Origin of the sequence: Enterococcus sp. DIV1083b (assembly GCF_051713705.1) — a bacterium.
In the GTDB taxonomy this organism is placed as follows: domain Bacteria; phylum Bacillota; class Bacilli; order Lactobacillales; family Enterococcaceae; genus Enterococcus_D; species Enterococcus_D casseliflavus.
Map to the genome: position 1 here is coordinate 36059 of NZ_JBIOQJ010000001.1, position 22552 is coordinate 58610.

The 22552-nt window shown below is 43.3% G+C and carries 18 protein-coding genes; 9 read left to right on the top strand and 9 right to left on the bottom strand.

The window, feature by feature from the left end; genetic code table 11:
- The first annotated feature begins 158 nt into the window (after nucleotides 1–158).
- The 5 genes from IGI69_RS00180 (at nucleotide 159) to rny (ending at nucleotide 6104) form a co-directional block, all read left to right on the top strand.
- Nucleotides 159–1061, top strand: coding sequence for a helix-turn-helix domain-containing protein (locus IGI69_RS00180; RefSeq protein WP_438739265.1), 903 nt, complete (start codon nucleotides 159–161; stop codon nucleotides 1059–1061).
- A 132-nt stretch (nucleotides 1062–1193) separates the two neighbouring features.
- Entirely contained in the window at nucleotides 1194–1775 is a 582-nt protein-coding gene (pgsA, locus tag IGI69_RS00185) for a CDP-diacylglycerol--glycerol-3-phosphate 3-phosphatidyltransferase (protein WP_005232894.1), read from the top strand.
- Nucleotides 1776–1902: 127 nt separating this feature from the next.
- Nucleotides 1903–3141, top strand: coding sequence for a competence/damage-inducible protein A (locus tag IGI69_RS00190; RefSeq protein ID WP_005232893.1), 1239 nt, complete (start codon nucleotides 1903–1905; stop codon nucleotides 3139–3141).
- 102 nt (nucleotides 3142–3243) lie between these two features.
- Entirely contained in the window at nucleotides 3244–4287 is a 1044-nt protein-coding gene (gene recA / locus IGI69_RS00195; protein ID WP_008376737.1) for a recombinase RecA, read from the top strand.
- Between the two features lie 242 nt (nucleotides 4288–4529).
- On the top strand, nucleotides 4530–6104 hold the full coding sequence (gene rny / locus IGI69_RS00200) for a ribonuclease Y (protein WP_005232891.1): 1575 nt from the start codon (nucleotides 4530–4532) through the stop codon (nucleotides 6102–6104).
- 297 nt (nucleotides 6105–6401) lie between these two features.
- On the opposite strand, the gene treR is transcribed toward rny, so the two are convergent.
- From treR to IGI69_RS00215, 3 genes are read right to left on the bottom strand one after another with little or no spacing between them, the layout of a single operon-like run.
- A complete protein-coding gene (treR, locus tag IGI69_RS00205) occupies nucleotides 6402–7118 on the bottom strand; it encodes a trehalose operon repressor (protein WP_005226457.1) in 717 nt (238 codons plus the stop codon).
- A 54-nt stretch (nucleotides 7119–7172) separates the two neighbouring features.
- A complete protein-coding gene (gene pgmB, locus IGI69_RS00210; protein ID WP_151196107.1) occupies nucleotides 7173–7823 on the bottom strand; it encodes a beta-phosphoglucomutase in 651 nt (216 codons plus the stop codon).
- Nucleotides 7824–7837: 14 nt separating this feature from the next.
- Entirely contained in the window at nucleotides 7838–10465 is a 2628-nt protein-coding gene (locus tag IGI69_RS00215) for a glycoside hydrolase family 65 protein (RefSeq protein ID WP_438739269.1), read from the bottom strand.
- Nucleotides 10466–10801: 336 nt separating this feature from the next.
- Between IGI69_RS00215 and treP the strand changes: the two genes are divergently transcribed.
- On the top strand, nucleotides 10802–12781 hold the full coding sequence (gene treP / locus IGI69_RS00220; RefSeq protein WP_016608959.1) for a PTS system trehalose-specific EIIBC component: 1980 nt from the start codon (nucleotides 10802–10804) through the stop codon (nucleotides 12779–12781).
- A gap of 121 nt (nucleotides 12782–12902) precedes the next feature.
- Here treP and IGI69_RS00225 read toward each other — a convergent pair whose 3' ends face one another.
- Nucleotides 12903–14276 (bottom strand): MFS transporter, encoded by a 1374-nt coding sequence (locus IGI69_RS00225; protein WP_438739271.1) that lies wholly within the window; start codon nucleotides 14274–14276, stop codon nucleotides 12903–12905.
- Between the two features lie 258 nt (nucleotides 14277–14534).
- On the opposite strand from IGI69_RS00225, the gene IGI69_RS00230 reads away from it, so the two are divergent.
- Complete coding sequence (locus tag IGI69_RS00230) at nucleotides 14535–15020, top strand: hypothetical protein (RefSeq protein WP_005226468.1); 486 nt, start codon at nucleotides 14535–14537, stop codon at nucleotides 15018–15020.
- A 292-nt stretch (nucleotides 15021–15312) separates the two neighbouring features.
- On the opposite strand, the gene IGI69_RS00235 is transcribed toward IGI69_RS00230, so the two are convergent.
- From IGI69_RS00235 to IGI69_RS00245, 3 genes are read right to left on the bottom strand one after another with little or no spacing between them, the layout of a single operon-like run.
- On the bottom strand, nucleotides 15313–15477 hold the full coding sequence (locus IGI69_RS00235) for a hypothetical protein (protein ID WP_005226470.1): 165 nt from the start codon (nucleotides 15475–15477) through the stop codon (nucleotides 15313–15315).
- Entirely contained in the window at nucleotides 15474–16064 is a 591-nt protein-coding gene (locus tag IGI69_RS00240) for a DUF1700 domain-containing protein (protein ID WP_086294318.1), read from the bottom strand. Before IGI69_RS00240 ends, IGI69_RS00235 begins: the two co-directional genes overlap by 4 nt.
- A complete protein-coding gene (locus IGI69_RS00245) occupies nucleotides 16051–16377 on the bottom strand; it encodes a PadR family transcriptional regulator (RefSeq protein ID WP_438739273.1) in 327 nt (108 codons plus the stop codon). Before IGI69_RS00245 ends, IGI69_RS00240 begins: the two co-directional genes overlap by 14 nt.
- Nucleotides 16378–16696: 319 nt before the next feature.
- On the opposite strand from IGI69_RS00245, the gene IGI69_RS00250 reads away from it, so the two are divergent.
- Nucleotides 16697–17311: a TetR/AcrR family transcriptional regulator gene (locus tag IGI69_RS00250; RefSeq protein WP_438739275.1), complete on the top strand. Its 615-nt coding sequence runs from the start codon at nucleotides 16697–16699 to the stop codon at nucleotides 17309–17311.
- Nucleotides 17312–17374: 63 nt separating this feature from the next.
- Here the strand turns inward: IGI69_RS00250 and IGI69_RS00255 are convergent, their stop codons facing one another.
- Both IGI69_RS00255 and IGI69_RS00260 read right to left on the bottom strand, forming a co-directional pair.
- The gene (locus IGI69_RS00255) at nucleotides 17375–19090 is read right to left on the bottom strand and encodes a sensor histidine kinase (RefSeq protein ID WP_430616028.1); all 1716 of its coding nucleotides are present in this window, start codon (nucleotides 19088–19090) and stop codon (nucleotides 17375–17377) included.
- Nucleotides 19084–20589 carry a response regulator transcription factor gene (locus IGI69_RS00260; RefSeq protein WP_231472740.1) on the bottom strand — a complete coding sequence of 502 codons (1506 nt, stop codon included), beginning with the start codon at nucleotides 20587–20589 and terminating at the stop codon, nucleotides 19084–19086. Before IGI69_RS00260 ends, IGI69_RS00255 begins: the two co-directional genes overlap by 7 nt.
- 204 nt (nucleotides 20590–20793) lie before the next feature.
- Here IGI69_RS00260 and IGI69_RS00265 point away from each other — a divergent pair, with 204 nt between their 5' ends.
- Nucleotides 20794–22464, top strand: coding sequence for an extracellular solute-binding protein (locus IGI69_RS00265; RefSeq protein WP_438739278.1), 1671 nt, complete (start codon nucleotides 20794–20796; stop codon nucleotides 22462–22464).
- The last annotated feature ends 88 nt before the right edge of the window (nucleotides 22465–22552 follow it).

Sequence of the window (22552 nt, forward strand, 5' to 3'; positions counted from 1 at the left end):
CTCAGATGGCAATCGGCGTGACGGAGTTTTTTTTATTGACGTATACAGGGAACCCCTGTTTTAAAATGATAGAGCAGCTTTGCTGACCTTACGACAAGCAGCGAAGCGATTTTAGGGCTTTTTTTAAAGATGAATAAAAGACTGGAGTAGATGATCGAGTGGCCAACGAAACAACGATTGGAGCAAAATTACGGCAAGCCCGTTTAGATAAAAAGATTTCATTGATTGAATTACAACAAATGACAAAGATCCAAAAACGCTATTTAGAAGCAATTGAAGCAGAGCGTTTTGATCAATTGCCAGGCACTTTTTATGTCCGTGCGTTTATTCGCCAATATGCAGCAGCGGTTGGAGAAGACGGCGACAAATTGGTGGCCGTTTTTGATGGCAAAGATACGTTAGACGCCCCCTTACCAAAAAGACCGCAGCCTGAAACCGTCAGCGGCTCACGAAAAGCACAGCACGTAGAAGAAAAAAGCGGCTCATTTGTCGTCCGCTATTTGCCGATGATTCTATTAGGCCTGGTGGCCATTACGATCGTGAGTATCGTGGGCTACATGGCTTGGCAAGACCGGAATACAACGCCGATGATCCAAGGAAGCTCTTCTCTTGTGGTAGAAAATTCAGCGTCTACCGCTTCCACCACGTCAAGTACGGAAGAAACCAGTACTTCGAGTGAAGCGACGGAGTCCTCAAGTACGACGGAATCCAGCGAAGCGAAAATGACGATGACTGCCAGTGATTCGACGCAATCGTCGATCACGATCACGATGAAAGATGCGGAAAATCCTATTGAATTAGCATTTACTGGGCTAGATGCTTCTTGTTGGGTCGGTGTACAAGTCGACAACGCTTATGTGTACCAATACACTGTTCAAGCGGGGGAAACGCAATCGATGACGTTGCCAGAAGGCGCCACGAATGCGACCTTGACCCTGGGCGCAAGCCAAAATATCTCCATCACTGCCAATGGTCAGGAAGTGGACTTTTCTGACCCGCAATTTGAATTGTTACAAAAGACAGTCCGCCTCGTGATTGAATACCAAGACGATGCGGCATAAATCTGACAAATGCGCCTTATTGAGGTATCATTAGCTAAAAAGTTATCTGTTGCATCCGACCATTGAAAAGCAGAAGTAGTGGCATGATTTGCCGTTATTTCGTACAATAGTCGGCAGAGAGGAGTCTATTTCGTGAATTTACCCAATCAATTAACTGTATTACGGATCATTATGATCCCCATCTTTATTTTGGTCTTGGTTTTGCCGATCGATCTTGGCACGATGACCGTTGGTACGACACAATTAGAAAACACGCACCTTATTGCAGCGATCCTTTTTGCGGCAGCCAGCATTACGGACTGGCTAGATGGCAAGATCGCTCGTTCCAGAGGCCTTGTTACCAACTTCGGGAAGTTTGCTGACCCGTTAGCAGATAAAATGCTCGTCATGACGGCTTTTATCATGCTGGTCGAATTAGACAAAGCCCCAGGCTGGGTAGTTTCGATCATCGTTTGCCGTGAGTTGGCAGTGACAGGTTTACGCTTGTTGTTAGTGGAACAAAGTGGCGAAGTCATGGCTGCTGCGTGGCCGGGGAAAATCAAAACCGCGACACAAATGGTTGCGATCATTTTCTTGTTCTTGAACAACATTCCCTTTTCAATGATCGGTTTACCTGTCGATCAAATCATGTTGTATCTATGCCTGATCTTCACGATCTATTCCGGGGTCGATTATTTCATAAAAAATACGAATGTTTTTAAAGATTCTATGTAAAAGTTCTAGATCTAGATAAAGAAGCGATAAAAACAAGGATACAAGTCACGAAAGTTCAGAAGTTTTCTGGACTTTTTTTGTCAATATGAAAGACTTTTACGTATCTGATAAATGAAGGAGTAAACGAATGAAAGCAGAAATTATTGCAGTCGGGACCGAATTACTTTTAGGACAGGTGGTGAATACGAACGCGACCTTCTTGTCAGAAGAACTGGCAAGTCTAGGGATCGATGTTTTTTATCATAGTGTTGTCGGGGACAACCCCAATCGCTTAGAGGAATTGCTGACGATCGCCGACAAACGCAGCGACTTGATCGTGCTGTGCGGCGGCTTAGGGCCCACCGACGATGACTTGACGAAACAAGTCACTGCCCGCCATGTGGGACAGGAATTAGTGCGAGATGAACCAGGTTATCACCAATTGAAAGCCTTCTTTGAAAACAGTCAACGGAGGATGACGGAAAACAATTTGCGGCAGACCTTAGTCTTCAAAGACGGTGTGTCTTTGCCAAATCCCAATGGACTAGCGATCGGGATTTTTTATCAGACAGCCGCTACCAGTTATTTGCTGCTGCCAGGACCGCCAAGTGAACTGCAGGCGATGTTTCTTACCCACGCAAAACCACTTCTGTTAGAGCAGTTTCCCCAAGAAGAAGTCTTGCTTTCTCGCGTTTTGCGCTATTACGGGATCGGGGAATCGGCGTTGGTCACAGAATTGGCCGATTTGATCGAGAACCAAGTCAATCCCACCATCGCCCCTTATGCCAAACCCAATGAGGTCACATTGCGTCTGACGGTCAAAACCGCAGATGAGGCGCAAGGAATCAAACAATTGGATGCATTAGAAGAAACCGTCCAAGCACGGGTCGGTGCGTATTTCTATGGATATGGGGAACAAAATTCGCTGGCAGAAACAGTCGTCGATCTACTAATCGAGAAAAAGAAAACCGTCACCGCAGCGGAAAGTTTGACCGCTGGTTTGTTTCAAGCGACCTTAGGAGGGATTCCTGGCGTCTCTGAGGTGTTTCCCGGTGGGTTCGTGACATATTCTGCTGGAACAAAAAGCAAGCTCTTAGGCATCGATTCAGCGCTTTTAGAAAGCTATGGGACTGTTAGTCAGGAGTGTGCGGAAGCAATGGCCGTCTATGCCCGCAAACAAGCAGAGACCGATTATGCGGTGGCCTTCACCGGTGTTGCTGGTCCAGACGAACTAGAAGGCCAGCCCAAAGGCACTGTTTGGATCGCCTTAGCTTCTGACAAAGGCGTCTCAAGCCAGCTGTATCACTTCAACCGCGACCGCGCCTATATTCGGCATAGTGCTGTCATGGCAGGCTTAAATCAAATACGTAAGGAATTATTAAATTAATGCGAATGTTTGTTCGTTTTTTCTTGCAATTTCCCTTCAGAAGGACTATTATTATCTTATGAACGACACACGAAAGTGATGAATATAAGGAGGATTATCCGTTTGGCAGATGATCGTAAAGCAGCCTTAGATGCTGCACTAAAGAAGATTGAAAAGAACTATGGTAAAGGTGCCATCATGAAGCTTGGCGAAAAAGTTGATCAACAAATTTCAACGATCCCAAGTGGTTCATTGGCCTTGGATGTTGCATTAGGTGTAGGTGGTTACCCACGAGGACGGATCGTAGAAGTTTACGGCCCAGAAAGTTCTGGTAAAACGACAGTTGCTTTACATGCCATTGCGGAAGTCCAAAAAAATGGCGGAACAGCAGCATTTATCGATGCCGAACATGCGTTAGATCCGCAGTATGCGCAAAAATTAGGTGTAAATATCGATGATCTTTTGTTATCACAACCAGATACAGGGGAACAAGGATTAGAGATCGCTGACGCCTTAGTTTCAAGTGGTGCGGTTGATATCGTAGTTATTGACTCGGTAGCAGCTTTAGTCCCACGAGCGGAGATCGATGGTGAAATGGGTGATACCCACGTTGGTTTGCAAGCTCGTTTGATGTCACAAGCATTACGGAAACTTTCTGGTTCCATCAACAAAACGAAAACGATCGCGATCTTTATCAACCAAATTCGGGAAAAAGTTGGGATCATGTTTGGGAATCCAGAAACGACACCTGGTGGACGTGCGTTGAAATTCTATTCAACCATCCGTTTGGAAGTACGTCGTGCTGAGCAATTGAAATCCGGTACAGATATCATCGGGAACCGCACGAAGATCAAAGTAGTCAAAAACAAAGTAGCGCCACCATTTAAAGTAGCGGAAGTCGACATGATGTATGGTCTAGGTATTTCACAAGAAGGTGAATTATTGGATATGGCCGTGGAACAAGACATCGTTGATAAAAGCGGTGCGTGGTATGCCTATAAAGGGGATCGCATCGGTCAAGGTCGTGAAAACGCCAAAAACTATATGCGTGAACACCAAGAAATGATGCTAGAAGTTTCTGCTCGCGTCCGCGATGCTTACGGGATTGGAACAGGAGAGACCGTAACCCTCGAGGAAGCGCAAGAAGAATTACCATTAGACGAATAAGTCTTGAAAAGCCAAACAACGAGGTTGTTTGGCTTTTTTGTGGCTTTTTGCTAGATTCATCTATTGTTGAAAAAACATCCGTAAAAAGGAAGGGTTGCGAAAGTTTACTTTATTATTTAAAGTTGACACTCTTGTGTTCAAACATTAGAATAAACGTATGTGGATTTCCACATAAGAAGTAGCGAATTGATAATTTTGTTATCCTTTGTTAATCAAAATTACAAAATATTAAAAAAGATAGTATGGAGGTGGATTCATTGGAACTACTTTACATTCTCCTCGCTATCATCGGTTTAATTGTCGGTCTTGGATTAGGAGTTTATGTGACGAAATCTCGTCATGAGAAAGAAATCAACGGCGCCCAAAATTCTGCAGCTGGAATTATCGAAAGCGCTAAGAAAGAAGCAGAAACTCTTAAAAAAGAAGCATTGTTAGAAGCTAAGGAAGAAAATCAGAAGTATCGGTCAGAGATTGAAAGTGAGTTGAAAGAAAGCAAACTTGATTTAAAATCACAAGAAAATCGTTTACTCCAAAGAGAACAAGTACTTGATCGTAAGGACGATTCTTTGGAAAAACGAGAACGCTCACTTGAAGATAAAGAAGGCAGACTTAGTGAGAAACAACAATTAATTGACGAGCGAGAAAAAGAAGTAGAAAACTTAATCGATGGACAACAGAAAGAATTAGAGCGCATCGCCGCGCTGTCTAGAGATGAAGCAAAAGAGTTGATCATGAAATCAACGGAAGAGGAATTGAACCATGAATTAACGATCATGGTCAAAGAATCTGAACAGCGTGCGAAGGAAGAAGCAGATCGAAAAGCAAAAAATCTCTTGTCCCTAGCAATCCAACGTTGTGCCGCAGACCAAGTGTCTGAAACCACGGTATCGGTCGTATCATTACCAAACGATGAGATGAAAGGTCGAATCATCGGAAGAGAAGGTCGGAACATTCGCACCCTTGAAACATTGACAGGGATCGATTTGATCATTGATGACACGCCAGAAGCAGTCGTCTTATCAGGATTTGATCCGATTCGCCGTGAAATTGCTCGTATGACCCTTGAAAAACTGATTCAAGACGGCCGGATCCATCCAGCTCGAATTGAAGAAATGGTCGAAAAATCTCGGAAAGAAATGGATGAGCATATTCGTGAATATGGGGAACAAGCAGCCTTTGAAGTCGGCGCCCACACCCTTCATCCAGACTTGATCAAGATTTTAGGTCGTTTGCGTTTCCGTACCAGCTACGGACAAAACGTCTTGAACCACTCGATCGAAGTCGCAAAACTAACCGGTGTTCTTGCCGCAGAATTAGGCGAAGATATTCAGTTAGCCAAACGTGCTGGACTCTTGCATGATATCGGGAAAGCCCTTGACCATGAAATTGAAGGCTCTCACGTTGAGATCGGGGCTGAGTTAGCTGCCAAATACAAAGAAAATGGTGTGGTGATCAATGCGATCGCTTCTCACCATGGAGATGTTGAAGCAACATCGGTTATCTCTGTTTTAGTTGCAGCCGCAGATGCCTTGTCAGCAGCCCGTCCAGGTGCTCGCAGCGAATCATTGGAAAATTATATTCGCCGCTTGCAAAACCTAGAAAATATCGCCAACGGCTTCAAAGGGGTCGATTCCAGTTTTGCAGTCCAAGCCGGACGTGAAGTCCGTGTAATGGTCAAACCAGAAGAGATTTCTGATTTGGATGCTGTACGATTGGTTCGCGACATCCGCAAGAAGATCGAAGACGATTTGGATTACCCAGGTCATATCAAGGTAACCGTTATTCGCGAGACTCGCGCAACGGATTACGCCAAATAGCAAGCAAAAGCAGTATCCTCTCAGAGGATACTGTTTTTTTGTGTAGCTGATTGTCAATAAGGACGGCTGAGTTGTGCAAATTCAACACTATTTCATCAGTCCCATAAATGATCGTGCCTTTTTTATTCATGGGCAATAGAAAAACGAGCAAGCAAAAGGATGGCTCGATAGCGACAGAGGCGAAAAATGGGAGGATCGATCCAGTATTATCGAGTGGGGGGCTATTGAAAAAAAAACAGACCCAGACTTCTCGGGGAAGTCCAGGTCTGTTTGATGTGTTTCACGTCTATACGTCCATCAAATCTTGCGTCGACGGGCAAAGTCCACAAAGCGGAATTTATCCAGTCGGTGGATCGATTCGGTGTATTCAAAACAGCGCGTGTCTTCTAGATACACGAGGCTGCGAACCGTAACGACATGCTGATCTTCAGGACGCAGATCCATTAGATCCCGCAATTCTTTGTTGACGGGGTCAACAGTGATTTCTTTTTGTGCATAAGCGATCTCAAGGCCAAGATCATTTTCAAAGTAATCAAAAATCGATACTTTCGCTCGGTTTTCTGGCAACTCTTCGATGATAGAAGCATCAAGGTAATCTTTATCCAAAATCACCACTTCTCCATCGATTCTCCGCTGACGGATCAGTTTCCATGCCTCAGAAGCGACAGGCCAACCAGTGGTCTCGTGCAGCTTTGGCGAAACGGCAATCTTACGGATCTCGACAACCTTTGTTTCACTAGGAATGCGTTGGGTATCTTGCAGCTCACGAAAACTCGTCAAGCCGGAAATCGGGAAATCAAAGCGATTCAAGTCTAAGACGATTGAGCCTTTCCCTTGTTTCTTTTGGATATAACCAGCATCCCGCAATAAATTCAATGCCTTACGGACAGTCTCGCGGGAGACACCATAAGTTTTGATCAATTGGTTTTCGCTAGGCAGCAAAGAATGCGGAGGGTATTCGTTTGCTAGAATTTTTTGTTCTAAATCTAAAAATATTTCTTTGAACTTGTTCATCGGATTGCCCCCTCTTTGGCTATTATAGCGAGGCCAATTTGGAAATGCAATCGACTATTTCGCCAAAAGTTCGTCAATGTTTAGGTCCGTCAATTTTTCAACGATCACATCTGCACCGTGTAATTCTTCTCCTGAATAAACGCCTACCGCGTACATACCAGCAGCTTTGATGCCGTCGATCCCTGCTTGAGCATCTTCAAAGCCAACTGCTTCTGACGGTTCAATGCCTAGTGCCAGCGCTGCTTGGATAAAGATCTCTGGATCTGGTTTGCCTTTTTTCAAGGTTGCTGGATCAACGATCGTATCAAAGTCTTGCATGACCCCAAGTTTGTCCAAAATAAACGGCGCATTTTTGGATGCCGAAGCGATCGCACAAGGAATGTTTTTTGCTTTGGCTTCATCAAGGAACGTCTTTACCCCTGGCAATAGATCATCAGGAGTCAAGCTTTGTAATAATTGTACATAGTGGGTATTTTTCTTCGTCGCTAACGCTTCTTTTTCGACTTCTGTGTAGGCATCATTTTTGTTGCCTAGTGTTAAGATTCGCTCTAAAGAATCCATGCGGCTGATGCCTTTTAACTGCTCGTTGAACTTCAAATCGATCTCGATCCCGATCTCCGCAGCTAATTCTTTCCATGCAATGTAGTGGTATTTGGCCGTATCCGTGATAACGCCGTCTAAATCAAAAATAAATCCTTTTTTCATGTGTAACACTCCTTTTAGTAAGTAATCATTGCTTCTTTGTTTGCTTCTAGAGAAACTTGTTGCCCATTCACTAAGATCGTGACAGGCTGATCAGCAGTAATCGTCAATGTTTCATGTGTAACATTCATTGCAAAGTGGGTGCCGCGAACTTCTAGCTGGAAGGCTAAGCTGTCCCAGGCTTTTGGCAAGTTTGGTGTGATTTGAAGCTGCTCTTCTCGAATATCGATCCCAGCAAAAGTGGTTAACGGAATAAACAACGTAGCGGCCATGACACCGGCGTGAATGCCTTCTGCTGTAGTCCCGCCTTGGATATCACGGTAATCAGAAGAGAGGGCTTCTTGGTATAACGACCAAGCCAATTCCTGATCATCCACCATTGCCGCTAACTGGGCATGAACGATCCGTGACAAAGTCGAGCCGTGGGAGGTGCGAGCTAAATAATAATGCAGATTTTTTTCAATATAGTCTGTTGGTAGTTGGTAAGAAAGATCCGCCAAAATCTGATTGACTTGCTCTTTTGAGAAATTGTAGAAAATCATCAAACTATCGGCTTGTTTCGCGACTTTGTAGCTGTCAGCACTCTTGCCTTCAGCGTTTAGGATGCGGTCCATCCGATAAATGTTGCCATATTTCTCTTTATAATGGGCCCAATCCAGATCTTCCAGCTGGAAGTACCCTTCAAATTGTGCAATGATGCCTTCTGGATCGATCTCTAAGCCCAGCTTGGTACGAATATCTGCCATAGCAGCAATATCTGCAGGGGTTAAAGCCGTTTTCTCTAATACCGCTTGGAAGCTCTCTGCTGAAAGTTGTTGTTGAAGGTTCTCGATCTCTTCAAACAACCATACTACCATCATATTGGTATAGGCGTTGTTTTTCAAGCCGCCTTGTTCACTATTTGGGTAGCTTTCATGAAATTCATCTGGTCCCATGACTTTATCGATAAAGTAACGTTGAGCAGCATCATCCCAGGTGGCAGCACTTTGCCAGAAATGAGCGACTTCTAACATCAATTCTAACCCATATTGTTCCATGAAGACTCGATCTTGCGTGTTGTGCCAGTATTGCCAAATGTTATAAGCGATCGCTAAGGAGACATGGCGTTGCAAGCGACTGTGATCTTCTTTCCATTCGCCGCTGATAGGGTTCAAATGCAGTTCTTGGGATTGCTCACTGCCATCCAATCCGGATTGCCATGGGAACATGGCGCCTTGGTAGCCAGCTTTTTGGGCATCTTTTTTGGCAGCAGCTAAGCGGCGGTAGCGATACAGCAGAATTTCTTTGGCGGTGTCAGGAAAATGTAGAATGTAAAAAGGTAAGATAAACAGTTCATCCCAGAAAATATGACCGCGATAGGCTTCACCATGTAGGCCACGGGCAGTGATACTGGCATCTAAGGACTCCTGATAAGCATTCGGTGCTGCGGAGACCAGCAGATGATACGTATGCAGATTCAGCATTTTTTGCGACATCAAGTCACCAGTGACTTCGATGGCCGCTTTTGCCCATAATTCAGCCCAGGCTTGTTTTGAGGCGGTATACATCGTCGCAAAATCAGGTAATGCTAAGGAAGAAAACGTAAATGCCGGTTGCGGCTCTTCTTGGCGATAAGCGGCAACAGTGACTGATTTTTCGACCCGATAAGTTTGTCCTTCCGTCACCTCAAGGGTTACTTGCTGACGGACGACCTGGTCGTTTGTTTCAGCTTGCAGCTCAGCCAATGGCAGGTCCTGTGAAAACAGTTCAGAGGATTGGACAACGGTAATCTGTGATTGGTTAGTGGTGACCACTAAATGCGCTTTGTTTTGTTCAGCTGCTGCCTCTTTCACGGTCAAATGCTGGTTGGTTAAACTACGGTAACGAGCGACGTTATAGTTATAGACCGATCCGTCGGCTTCACTGACGAAGGTAACGATGCCAGAAAAGTTCAGCGGGGTAAACTGATAGACCAAGCTGTATTGGTGAACGTCTTGCATATTGGCGATTTTCTTCGTTTCGATTCGCAGACGCTTTTGTTTTTTGGTTTCAATTTCTGCCACTGATTGGAACAAGCCGGTCTTCAGATCCAATGTCCGTTTAAATGAAAGGAGCTGATTGTTGGCGATATCGATCACTTCATCATCGATCTTTACGTACATTTTTTGCAGATTCGGTGCATTGACGAAGTCTTCATTGCTGATGGTATGACCAGAAACATCCGATTCCACCGTATTGTAAAGACTTGCTAAATACAGTCCTGGATAGTTCGCTTCACAAATGGTCATCTCAGGCGTTGTGCCTCGCAGCCCTAAATAGCCGTTACCGACGGTTAAAAGTGACTCCACCGAGTATTCATCTTTACCAGGGGTGTAGCCATAGTATTCGAGGCGCCAAGGAATTTCAGTACTTTTTTCTTCATACTGTTCTTTCGTAGTGCAAACAAAGGGACGATTCAATTTTTCTGTCAACCATTGGTCCAATGAAAAAGTCCCTTCTTCATTCGTAAACACCAGCGATTCAGAGACGATCCCGCCACCTTCCATTTGCTGCAGCTGCGCGGTCAGTGCGGCAACGCGTTCACTGTCAGTCCCAGAAAACGGATAGGTCGTACCCGTTTGATCCGTTAACAGCCATTGTTCCTTAGACAATATAATCGTATTCACAGTAGTTATCCTCCTTTAAACTTGTCTATACATGCAAAATGATTATAACGTAAATTGTAAGCTATTTCAATTTATCTATCCTGTTTTTTTATTCTTTTTTGTCAAATAAACAGTAAATAAAGTTGTTGGCAATATTATTTTATATTAATGAAACATTTTAAAAAACGTTTATTTATCAAGGTTTTTATATGGTGCCTTTGCTATTTGCTTGTATTGTTTATAGAAAAAGTGAAAAAAATTGGTTTGAAACGCTTGCAATATCAAAATTATCAAGTTATGATTAGTGCGTAATCAAAACATATATATACAAGTGGATATGAAAGGGGTTTATTAATTATGGGAAAGTATCGTGATGATGCTGAGAAGCTGCTGGAATATGTTGGCGGCAAAGAAAATATCGCCGCAGTAACACATTGCGCGACACGGATGCGTTTTGTTTTGAACGATCAGTCAAAAGCAAACGAAAAGGCAATTGAAGAAATTCCAAGTGTCAAAGGAATGTTTACCAATGCGGGACAATTCCAAGTCATTATCGGCAATGATGTCTCAACGTTTTACAATGATTTTACCGATGTATCAGGAATAGAAGGTGTTTCTAAAGAACAAAGTAAAGCGATTGCAAAAAACAATCAAAATATCGTGCAACGAGCGATCGCTACGTTAGCTGAGATCTTTACCCCGTTATTACCAGCGATTATTGTCGGTGGTTTGATGCTAGGGCTGAGAAATTTCTTAGAAGGTGTACCGCTAGAAGCCCTAGGTGGACAAACCATTACACAAGCTTCTACTTTTTGGAACGGTGTCAACGGCTTTTTATGGCTGCCCTGTGAAGCGATCTTTCACTTTCTACCAGTAGGGATTACTTGGAGTATTACACGTAAGATGGGAACCACGCAAATATTAGGGATTGTTTTAGGGATTACATTGGTTTCACCGCAATTATTAAATGCTTATTCAGTAAGTTCAACTTCTGCTGCAGAAATTGCTCAAAATTATACGTGGGACTTCGGGTTCTTCACTATTGATAAAATTGGGTATCAAGCACAAGTGATCCCAGCAATGCTGGCAGGTTTCTTATTGGTTTATCTTGAAAGATTCTTCCGGAAATGGATTCCAGAAGCGGTTTCAATGATCTTCGTTCCATTGTTCTCATTGCTGCCAACTATTTTAGCAGCCCACATGGTGTTAGGTCCAATCGGTTGGCAAATCGGATCAGGCATTTCTTGGGTCGTAAATGCTGGCTTGACCTCACCATTAAACTGGTTATTTGGTTTCATTTTCGGTGGCTTGTATGCGCCTTTGGTTATTACCGGATTGCATCATACAACGCTAGCGATCGACTCTCAATTAGTAGCGGATTTTGGGACAACCAACCTTTGGCCAATGATCATGCTGTCAAATATTGCGCAAGGTACGGCAGTATTGGCGATTTGGTTCCTTCACCGTGGCAATAAAAAAGAAGAACAAGTCTCTGTTCCAGCAACGATTTCTGCTTACATGGGGGTTACTGAACCAGCGATGTTCGGGATCAATTTGAAATATGTTTACCCATTTGTCGCAGCAATGGTAGGTTCTGCCTTCGGTGGTATGCTGATCACTGCAACGAATACCCGTGCATTAGGTATTGGTGTAGGGGGACTACCTGGCTTCTTATCATTTAAAATTGAAAACTATCCAATGGTCTTCATCTCGATGGCGGTGACGATTGCGATCACGTTTGTTTGCACCATCATCTTTAGAAAAGTTACCTTCTTAAATAAATTAGAACCGCAATTGGCTGCTGATACAGCTGCAGCAGCGGCTGTTGCACCAACGACGGCTGCACCGACAACTGCAGCCCCAGAAGCAGCACAAGTTTCAGAAGAAACCCTTTATGCTCCAGCTGATGGGAAAGTAGTTGCCATCACTGAAGTTTCTGATCCTGTCTTTTCTCAAAAAATGATGGGTGACGGCTTTGCTGTTCAGCCAACGAATGGAACGATTTATGCTCCTGTTGCAGGTACGATCTCTAGCATTTTTGAAACGAAGCATGCAATTGGGATTTTAACGCCTGGTGGCGCGGAAGTTCTTGTTCATATGGGCTTAGATACTGTGGAATTAAAAGGTGCGCCATTTGAGGTCCTTGTTTCTGAAGGTGACACGGTCACACCAGAAACGAAGATTGCAGTGATGGATCTAGATGCAGTGACCGCAGCTGGCAAACAGACAGATGTTTTGACAGTCATCACGAATGCCGAAAAAGTGCGTCAGCTTTCATTGACGACTACAGGCACAGTGACAGCCAAAACAGCGGTTGGTTCCGCTGAATTAAACTAAAAAAATAATCCGTTTCCGAGAGCGCCCTTTGACTAAGAAGGGGAATCGGAAGCGGATTTTTTTATGGCCGCCCTCAAGGGAGAGCGGCTTTTTTCTTGGTTTTCAATGGGTAAAGCCGCAGTTAGCTGACGGCTTTTTTGTTGGTGCTTTTGCGGAAGTAGTTGATCGTTAATAGGAAAGTCAGTAAGACCAAGGCCCATAAAAAGAATAAGGCGATTTGAGAGCCGATGACCGTCCCTTGGGTGTAATCAGTCGCCGCATTTTGTGCCAAATTGATAATGGTCGCCACCACAGCCGTCGCCACTGCACCAGAAAATTGCTGTAGCGTATTAAAGATCGCATTACCGTCCGCGTACAACGCAGGAGTCAGCTTGTTTAAGCCAGTGGTCATCATATTGCTGTAGGCTAAGCCGATCCCGATCATGTAAAAGACATGTCCGGCAACTAGGCTCCAAATGAACGGCGAACGCAAAACGAGGGCTAAGGCAAGCCAACCGATGGCAATCAACGTCAAACCAGACAGGATCGGTTTTTTTGGTCCAACTTTATCCAGCAACCGACCAGAGATCGGCGCAAGAATCGCACCGATCGCCGCCCCAGGAAGCATAACTAATCCTGCAGTAAAGGCATCTTTTCCCAAGACGAGTTGGACAAAGTTCGGCAAGACAAAGGAAATGCCCAGTAAAAGGAACTGACAAACAAGAAAGCCAAACAGAAACAAACTGAAGCTGCGGTTTTTCAAAACAGCCAAACGAATCAAAGGGTTCGGGCCTTTTGAACGTTGATAAAACAAGCCAGCACCAATGAAACCGAAAAGCAGCGGCAGTAGACTCGCTAAGGTGCCTACTTGATTCAAGAACAATAAGAAGCCGCTGAACATCAAGACGATTCCTAATACACTCAGTAAATCCAGGGAAGTGTCTTTTGCCCCAGCCGTTTTAGGGATCGAGTAAAGGCCGAGTACTAGGGAGATCAGCAAGACTGGGATCAAGAAAAGAAAGATCGCATTCCAAGACCAATGGGCGGTCAATAAGCCCCCATATGTCGGTCCGATCGCTGGAGCGATGGAAGTGGTCAAATTCCCTAAGCCGATTGCCGCTCCCCGTTTTTCAAAGGGGGAGTAAGTCAAAATGATGTGGAACATCAAAGGCAGTGCGATCCCTGTGCTGGCACCTTGGAAAAAGCGGCCAATCAGCAAAATGGCAAACGTCGGCGATAAAAAGTCGATCACCAAGCCAACAAGGAAAAAGGCGTTGGCAGCTAGAAACAAGGTTCTCAATGAGAAGCGTTTCAAAAGGTAGGTCGATATTGGGACAATGATGGAGATGACCAGTAAGTAGATGGTCGTCACCCATTGAACATCGGATGTTGAAAGCGTAAATTGATCGATCAATGTCGGAAACGTTACATTCATGGCTGTTTCAATCAGCACACCTGCAAATGACATCAATCCGGTTGCGAGGATCGCCCCCACGAGTTTTTTGTTGTTTTCCATATTCTCACCTCTAAAAATTCGCAAAAAAAGAGACCGTTTCTATTCTCATAGAAACCGCCTCTCTCTCGACAAGCGAACCCGCTTGTTATCTGTACGATTTAATCTATCGCTATTCTACTGACTTCATAAGAAAGTGTCAAGAGAAGTGGATAAAAAAATAGCAAAAAACTTTTTTGAAAGTTTTCAATCTTTTACTTACACGAAAAATTTTCTTCTGCTAGAATAGTTGAGTACGAAAAAGAGAAAGGAAGTTGTTACATGCCCATCAATAAAAAAGAAAGTTTGATCTATACGACACTTATGTGTATTTTCATGGTGTATTTTATGAGTGTTTATAACCTCATGTTTCAAGTCGGTGTTTCGGCATTGGCATTCCAATTGGCGTGGAATGAATTGCCATTAGCCCTTTGTGTCGCCTTTATTTTGGATTGGTTCATTGTTTCTGGTCCGGCAAAAGGTTTGGCGTTTCGATTTTTGGACCATCAATCAGCTACTTGGAAAAAAATCGGTTTGATTTCTTCATTGATGATCGCCGGCATGGTGATCTGTATGTCACTCTTTGGTGCGTTGATGCACCCAAACCCTGATCACTCGGTGTTCGTCAATTGGCTAAGCAACATTGGGAAAAATGTGATCGTCGCATTGCCGTTGCAATTGTTCATTGCAGGTCCAATCGTTCGCCGGGTGTTTCGCGCCTTGTTTCCTATTGGCACTGTGCAAGAACAGCCAGTACTAGGGGAATAATCGATCATTAGAAAAAACGTACTGCAGACAGGTTCTGCCAAGGTTAGCTAAAACAGCTGGCTTGGCGATACCTGGACTTGCGGTACGTTTTTTGCTTTTATAGACAGCAAAAAAACCCATAGGATGGTATGGGTTTTTCTGGTTACCCTATGAAATAGGATACAGGATGTACTTATATAGTAATATGGTTCCGTCAAAAAGAGAAGTTCAATTTTTTCACCGATACATGAAATTGATGAAAATCGCTTGTTTTTATGACCAAAAAAATCAACTTATAATTATTTTCCGTCTGTTATTCCGTATAGAAACCAACGAGTTGATACCAGCGACGATGCTCAATATGGTAGGCATCAGGTGAATAGCCTGACATTGAAAAACCGATAAAGGTGATGACCAGTCCGAGAATAATAAACAACAGACTGAGAAAAACGAAAAAGCGCTTATTGATTTTGATCATAGGACTGCCTTCTTTCGATAGTTTTGAACAAATGATTTCGGCCAAATGACAAGGGAGTGGGTAAGACGTGAAAAAGGTCGGCTCATACTATAAGTGGCGATCAGGCAAAGCAGCCCTAAACCAAATAAGAAAATCCCCACGCCTAACTGACTTAAAAAGAGATAGAAACCATCCGCCATCAGCATGGGACTTAAGACAACGCTAGCAATCCCACCGATAAACGTAGTGACACCAATCATGCCAGTGGTGAAAGGCACACACCATATGATTATTAAAAAGCTTAGGATCAGCAAAGCGGCACTTAACAATAAGCTGCCCCACAATGGAAAGCCTAGCACTAAGATCAAGAGCAAAAAGGGATGAAAGCGGCGGGGAATCTCTACCACGACCTCTTCTGTTTCTGTGACTGTTTGGATCAGTTCTTTTGGGGAGCCAAGGCGTGCCACGGCTTCTTCTTCAGTGTATCCTTCTTCCATCAAATCTTCGATCATCTCGTCATAATAGTTGATCAGCTGATGAATCTCGCTAGGTCTGACTTTTTCAGATAATTCTGCAGCCAATGCCTTGATAAAATCAACTCTGTTCATCTAATGTTCCTCCTTTAATAAATCGCTGGATCAATGTCAATTGGGGCCAGTCGTTGGTTAAAAAATCGTCGATCCGCTGTTTTGCGATTTTGGTCAAGCGGTAATATTTTCGGGTCCGTCCTTGATGGCTTTTATTATAAGTCTCAACCGCTCGGCTGGCTTCTAAGCGCTTCAAGATAGGATAGAGCGTTGATTCTGAGATTGGCAGTAAAGGAGATATGTTTTTGACTAATTCATAGCCATAAGAGTCACCATGCTGCAAATAAGCCAAAACACAAATTTCCAATAATCCTTTTTTTAATTGGGCATCCAAAGGCTCTCCTCCTGTTCATACTCATACTATACATTACATAGTATCATTCCACAAGCAGCACCAGTCAAAATCAGCCTTAAGTCTGAGCATCATAAGACAACAAGAGTTTCTTTAATAAAATGGTCAAAAATAAAAAATAAAATTAAGAAAATCGGCGGAAAGTATAGGTTAACGTGCTCTTTTTTGTTAAAGTAGAAGTATAAAGATTACTTTCAGTAAGAAAATGGGCGTTGGTTGTGCTTCTAAAAGCTGCAAGTAGTCAAAGTGAATGAGACGATCATCAGCAAGAATTGGTGACGTCAAGAAAGGAAGGGGTATTATGAGAAAAGCAACGATTACGAAAAAATATTTGATCAATTGCTTAAAAAAATATCTGGTGGAATATCTTTATCGACCAATCACTGTCCGCGACATTGCTAAATATGCACGAACATCGACCCAACCGATCTATTTAAATTTTTCAAACATGCAAAATTATAAACAGGCGATGGTTGATGATGTATTTCGCGACATTCACGAAACAAAAAAAGAGTCAGAAGAGACACTCGATTCCTTATACAGCTTTTGGCAGGACTATTACGTATTTGCCAGCCGCAATCGCAACCTCTTTTTCGCACTTTTTTTAAATGATATTGGCTGTGGTCCTTACATAAAAGAGCGTTCTTTTGCTTATTTTCAAGAAGCAATTGCGGAATCAGCTGTTTTTCAATGTGCGCATAAAAGCGGTCTGAGAAAATATCATGAAGAAGCCTTGATCTTTTTTAGTGGGTTGGTATTGCTGTTTATTCGTGAAGGGTGTAGTGACAGCAAGAATGATTTTATGAAAGATACCATTGAGTATTGGGAACGAATGCTAAAGGAACCAGAAAGCGCGCCACGTGATCGGGGACCGCAAGCATTGTTAGAGGCTGGTGCGTTTGCTGTAGAGGAATAGGTACTTGAAATCAAGCATTAAAATAAATATCTGAATATTTTGACACCAAAAAACCGTTAGTGATTAAACATTCTTCACTGACGGTTTTTTTTGAGGAGGTAAGTCTTGCGGTATGAGTAGAACAATTGTGGTGTTTTCACCTTTTACTGATTGAATCGATAAGGAAGCTTGCGTGCCATAGTACAATGCTAGCCGTTGGCGTACATTGTTGATACCATAATGTTGATCAGAAGGTTCCTCCAGTTGTTTTAGCTGTTCAGGATCAATCCCGGGACCATTGTCTTGAATCTCAAACCGTAGCCACTGTCCTTCTTTGAGGCAGCGGATCGTCAATACCCCTCTGCGGTCATCTTCAATATGATCAAGCCCATGAAAGACGGCATTTTCGACAAACGGCTGCAAGAGTAGATTGATCATCGGATATTCATCGATATTTGAGTCAATTTCGAGGACTAAATCAAAGGAATGGTGATGCATTTTTTGCTGAATTTTAGCATAGGTGATCGTCAGATCGAGTTCTTTGCTGACGGATAGCCGGTTGGATCCTTGGTTTAGGCTGAGACGGTAGAATCGAGACAGCAGCTGAGCCATCTCACGGATCTCGTGATTGCCGTTTAGTGTGGCAGTATTGCTGATCAGTGCTAAGGAATTATAAAAGAAATGCGGATTGATCTGGGCTTGCAGAGCCCGCAATTCGTATTCTTTTTGTTTCAATTCGGCTTCATATACTTCATTGATCAGCTCAGCGATTTTATCTAGCATTTTTTGAAAATTGGTGTATAACTGTCCGACTTCATCTTTTGAAGAATATGTGTGCTGGATTTTGAATTGATCCATTGATAAAGAAGCCATTTGCTGGGCCAAAGAATTGATCGGCTGTACCACGGTTTTTGCTAGCCACCAGCTGGATAAAACCAATATCACTAATACAAAACCAAAGATAATGAGTGCCGCACCAACTAGATACAGTAGACTGCTGAAAAATGACTGTGCGGTTTTAACAAAAACGATTTGCCAATGATTATCCAGCAGTACAGGGGCTTCTTCAATAACTGCGCTTCCAACCAACCACTGTTTTTGAGTACGCTGCTGCTTCGTCAAATAATCAATGCGGTAAAGCGTCTGCCCGGTCTCTGACTGGATCGTCAAATCGTAAGGTTCCTCAGTGACTGCATCAAGATTCGTGAACAATGCTGCTCGATCGATGGTTAAAACGATGTAGTTTAAGGAATCTGCGGTATGGCCTTTTAAAAAAAGGTTGGTATAAAAAGAAAGTTCCTCCCGTTCTTTGTCAAAATACGTTCGAATCTCGGTCGAAGGTTTTTCTTTTAGAAAAGGCAGTGCTGTATCAGCCGTGATTTTTTTGACGTATTGCCCATGATCATAAAGATCGATCGTGGTGTATAGCGTGATGCCTTTAATATCTGCTTGCGGAAAACGAACACTGTGAAACAAAGGCACGATCGTATTTTGAAAGAGATTGTATTGATCAAAGTTTGAGAAGCGTTGACTAGAAAGCTCTTGCGTCAAGGCGGTATTGTTGGCTAAAAAGAGCAGGCTGTCCCGATAGGTGTGGATCTTGCTTTCTAACTGATAGCTGATACTTTTGAGATTATCGGAGTAAGCACTTTTTTCCTGCTGTTGGATAAAGGCTCGGATGATAGATACCCCGACAAAGGTCAAAACGATCAGAGGAACAATGCTTGAAAGAATTGAAATAAGGACGATCTTTTTTTGAAAACGAAAATTTTTAAAACAATCGTGTACTTTTCTTAACAAGAGGGACCTCTCTTTCTATACGCATCCGGCGTCATTCCGACAATTTCTCGGAACGTTTTGCAAAAATAGGAATAATGATTAAAGCCAACTTGTTTGGAGATAGTTCGAATGCTGCAGTTCGAGTTCTTTAAACGCTTCTGAGCCTGTTTGATACGGTAAGACTTGATGTATTTGGTGATACCCATGCCTTCAGAAGTACTGAATAATTCGCTTAGGTAGTTAGGATTGATATTGACTTCCTTTGCTAAGCGCTCCAAGCTCAACTCTTGGTGAAAATGAGCGAATATATAGGATTTTACTTGGCGCACATAGTCATTTGACTGACTCCCGTTGATTTGAAGCAGTGCATCATGGATATAACGGAAGAGGGCATCAAAAATATCCGCAATTAATTGTAGACTTGACGCTTCCAGTATTTTTCCGATCTGATTAGCGCCATGCTCCGCATCAAAGGCGATCGTGCACTGATCGATGATGGTTTGATAAAAGGTCGCAAAATAAAATTTGGTATTGGTTGGTTCCTCACGTCCATTTGTTTCAAAGCAGTCGAAAACTGTTTTCACAAGCGCGTGTGCTTTTTTACTTTCGTATTGATTCACATACGAAACGGTTTTTTCAAAAAGAGCTTTCTTGACGATGTAGTGATCTCCCGGAAGCAGCTGGCAGATTTTCCCTTTGTTTTGCTGATAAAAAGACCGCTGACTGGTCTTCAGTAAGTCATGATAGGTGCCGTACACCCCGGAATGATGGGGAACTGGTCCGCTGTCAAAAAGTGTTATTTTTTGCTGAAACTGCTCGGAAAAATAGGTAGTCAAGTTGTTTTTTCGCTCCTCGATTTCCCTTTTTGGCAAAGGTTCGTTAAAAAAGAGCAGTTGTGCTGGAGCTAAAAACAAACTGAACATTTCAGGAAATGCAGCAGACAGTGAAGGGACGAAATCCGGCGCATTCCAAGAATCCAGCGGCCAAGTAACGAGAAAAAAAGAGGGATGAGTCTTAAAAAAATCTTGTGCAACCGATTGCTCTTCCTTCGGCAGTGAATGCCAAGGATAGCCATAAAAAAGTTTACTCAAAATCTCTTTCAAATAATGGGTTTGTGCGATTGTTTTTGTGTAAGAGCGCTGCTTTTGTTGATCGATAAAAAGAATGATTTTATTTATTTGTTCATAAAAATCATCAGGGTCGATTGGTTTTAAGAGGTAGTCAACCGCTTGTAACTGTATGGCTTTTTTTACATAATGAAAATCTTCAAAGCCGCTGATAAACATCACAGGAATTTCAGGAGCTGCTTCTTTGATTCTCGCTACGAGGGCATGTCCATCCATAAAGGGCATCTTTACGTCGGTAATTATCAAGTCAAAGGGCTGTTTCTGAAAAAGTTGCCAGGCTTCGCGGCCATTTTTGGCTTCTTCGATCAGCCATTCTTTTTCATGCTGACTCAAGAAGTATTTGATCACTTCTCTTTGATCGTAGCTGTCATCAGCAATCAGCAGTCGGTACATGGTTTTCGCCGTCCTTTCGTATAGAGAAAATTACACAGTCGCTTCTTCTTTCTATAGTAAGCGATAAACAAAAAAAGCAACAGAACAAATTTGTAAACGTTTTATTTTCTGGAAATCGTGCTATAAATCTGAAAAAAGTGCTATATTTTCTATGGAAGCGATTGCGTATAATAAGGATATCAAAAAAGTTTGAGGAGGAAAACAATGAAATTCAGGCGGGGAACAGCAATTTTAACAGCCATGGCTTCAGCACTTATTATGACAGGATGCAGTTCAGAAGAAGCAAAGACCAATGAAAATGGGGATACCGTGATTACGATCGGACGCCAAACCGCACCGAACTCAAAACTGCCGGAGGGGGACTCTTACAGCAACAACGCGTATACTCGATTGATTCAAGAACGTTTGGGCATCGAACTGGAGAGTGCCTTTGAAGCCCACGGGGAAGATTACGATCGGCAAGTATCGCTAGCGATCGCTTCAGGGGAACTACCGGATACAATGATCGTCGGATCAAGAGATGAATTGGAAGAATTAGTTAACAATGATTTAGTGGAAGACTTGACCGAAGTATTTGAGGAGCATGCCGACGATTTTCTAAAAGACATCTATGATTCGTTTGATGGGATTCAGTTAGAAGCAGCTACGTTTGATGATCGCTTGATGGCGATCCCATCTACTAGCGATGACTTCGGGCCCAATCTTGTCTGGTTGCGCCAGGACTGGCTAGATGAGCTAGGTATTGAACTGGATAAAGATGGCAACCGCTCAATTACATTGGATGAGTTGAAGGAAACAGCGATTGCTTTTCAAGAAAATGATTTAGCCAATACTGGCAAAGCAGTTGGTTTGCCATTGGCCTTCTGGTTGTCTTCGCCAAATCATGGCGGCACGGCATATACCGGAACAGCCATCATGAATGCGTTTGGAGCCTACCCAAAATCGTATCTCCAAGATGAGAATGGGCAGATGTTTTATGGATCCAATACGCCAAAAATGAAAGAAGCACTAACGCTACTGAAGGACTGGCAAGATGAAGGGTTCATGGATCCGCAATTTGGTACCCGCACGTATGACGATATCCATGCCATGATGGTTAATGGAGAAACGGGCATCGCTTTTGGTCCTTGGCACATGCCTGACTGGGGCTTAGTACAAGCCAAACAAAATGATCCAAATGCTGAATTTGTTCCTTATGCCCTTGAAAATGCTAACGGCGATGGAGGGGTCAATGCCGTGGCTAACCGTGGCACTGGGCAATACATCGTGGTGCGCAAAGGTTTTTCTGAGCCGGAAAAAATCATGGAGATGATCAATCTGATTTATGGTGAAGTTGCCAACTCGGAAAATATTGAAGCCGAGTTTCCGGAAATTTATGACTATGCGAAAGTGGATGTCGATGGGACGGTTCGTCCATGGAATGTTGTTTTCTTAAAAGCCTATAGTGAGATTGATGATGCAGTAGAAGCTTCCAAGGCGGCGGTTGGCGAAACATCTATCGAGGATATCTCCAACTTCTTCATCAAAGAAAACGCCGAAAAAATCAAGCAATATCTGGATAGCCCTGAAGAAACTGATCCGGTGGACTGGACCCGCTATGCCTCCCGCTATTTAGCCGTCAATAATGTGATGGGCGGTATCAGAGAGCAAGGACGCTTGAATGAAGTGAAACCACCGCGTTTTGATTCGATCAAAGCCAATGAACGAAACGGCGCACAAGTAGGGAAACTGGAGGAAGAGACCTTCATTAAGTTTATCACTGGAGAAGAACCCCTGGAAAACTTCGACAACTATGTTGAAACCTGGAATAGCCAAGGTGGGACAGCCATACTTGAAGAAATGCAAGAAGTAGTAGATCAGCGAGCAGATAATTAAGCGGCCACTCCAGCGGTTCTGACACTCGTCTTTCGAACAAAGAAAAGCAAGGTTGTATGCAGGAAAACCGACTGCAGGTGCCTTTTCT

Bases quoted from the DNA above. Each gene is read 5' to 3' on its own strand.
- IGI69_RS00190 (WP_005232893.1), top strand. From the start codon at position 1,903: ATGAAAGCAGAAATTATTGCAGTCGGGACCGAATTACTTTTAGGACAG.
- rny (WP_005232891.1), top strand. From the start codon at position 4,530: ATGGAGGTGGATTCATTGGAACTACTTTACATTCTCCTCGCTATCATC.
- treR (WP_005226457.1), bottom strand. From the start codon at position 7,118: ATGAACAAGTTCAAAGAAATATTTTTAGATTTAGAACAAAAAATTCTA.
- pgmB (WP_151196107.1), bottom strand. From the start codon at position 7,823: ATGAAAAAAGGATTTATTTTTGATTTAGACGGCGTTATCACGGATACG.
- treP (WP_016608959.1), top strand. From the start codon at position 10,802: ATGGGAAAGTATCGTGATGATGCTGAGAAGCTGCTGGAATATGTTGGC.
- IGI69_RS00225 (WP_438739271.1), bottom strand. From the start codon at position 14,276: ATGGAAAACAACAAAAAACTCGTGGGGGCGATCCTCGCAACCGGATTG.
- IGI69_RS00230 (WP_005226468.1), top strand. From the start codon at position 14,535: ATGCCCATCAATAAAAAAGAAAGTTTGATCTATACGACACTTATGTGT.
- IGI69_RS00235 (WP_005226470.1), bottom strand. From the start codon at position 15,477: ATGATCAAAATCAATAAGCGCTTTTTCGTTTTTCTCAGTCTGTTGTTT.
- IGI69_RS00240 (WP_086294318.1), bottom strand. From the start codon at position 16,064: ATGAACAGAGTTGATTTTATCAAGGCATTGGCTGCAGAATTATCTGAA.
- IGI69_RS00250 (WP_438739275.1), top strand. From the start codon at position 16,697: ATGAGAAAAGCAACGATTACGAAAAAATATTTGATCAATTGCTTAAAA.
- IGI69_RS00260 (WP_231472740.1), bottom strand. From the start codon at position 20,589: ATGTACCGACTGCTGATTGCTGATGACAGCTACGATCAAAGAGAAGTG.
- IGI69_RS00265 (WP_438739278.1), top strand. From the start codon at position 20,794: ATGAAATTCAGGCGGGGAACAGCAATTTTAACAGCCATGGCTTCAGCA.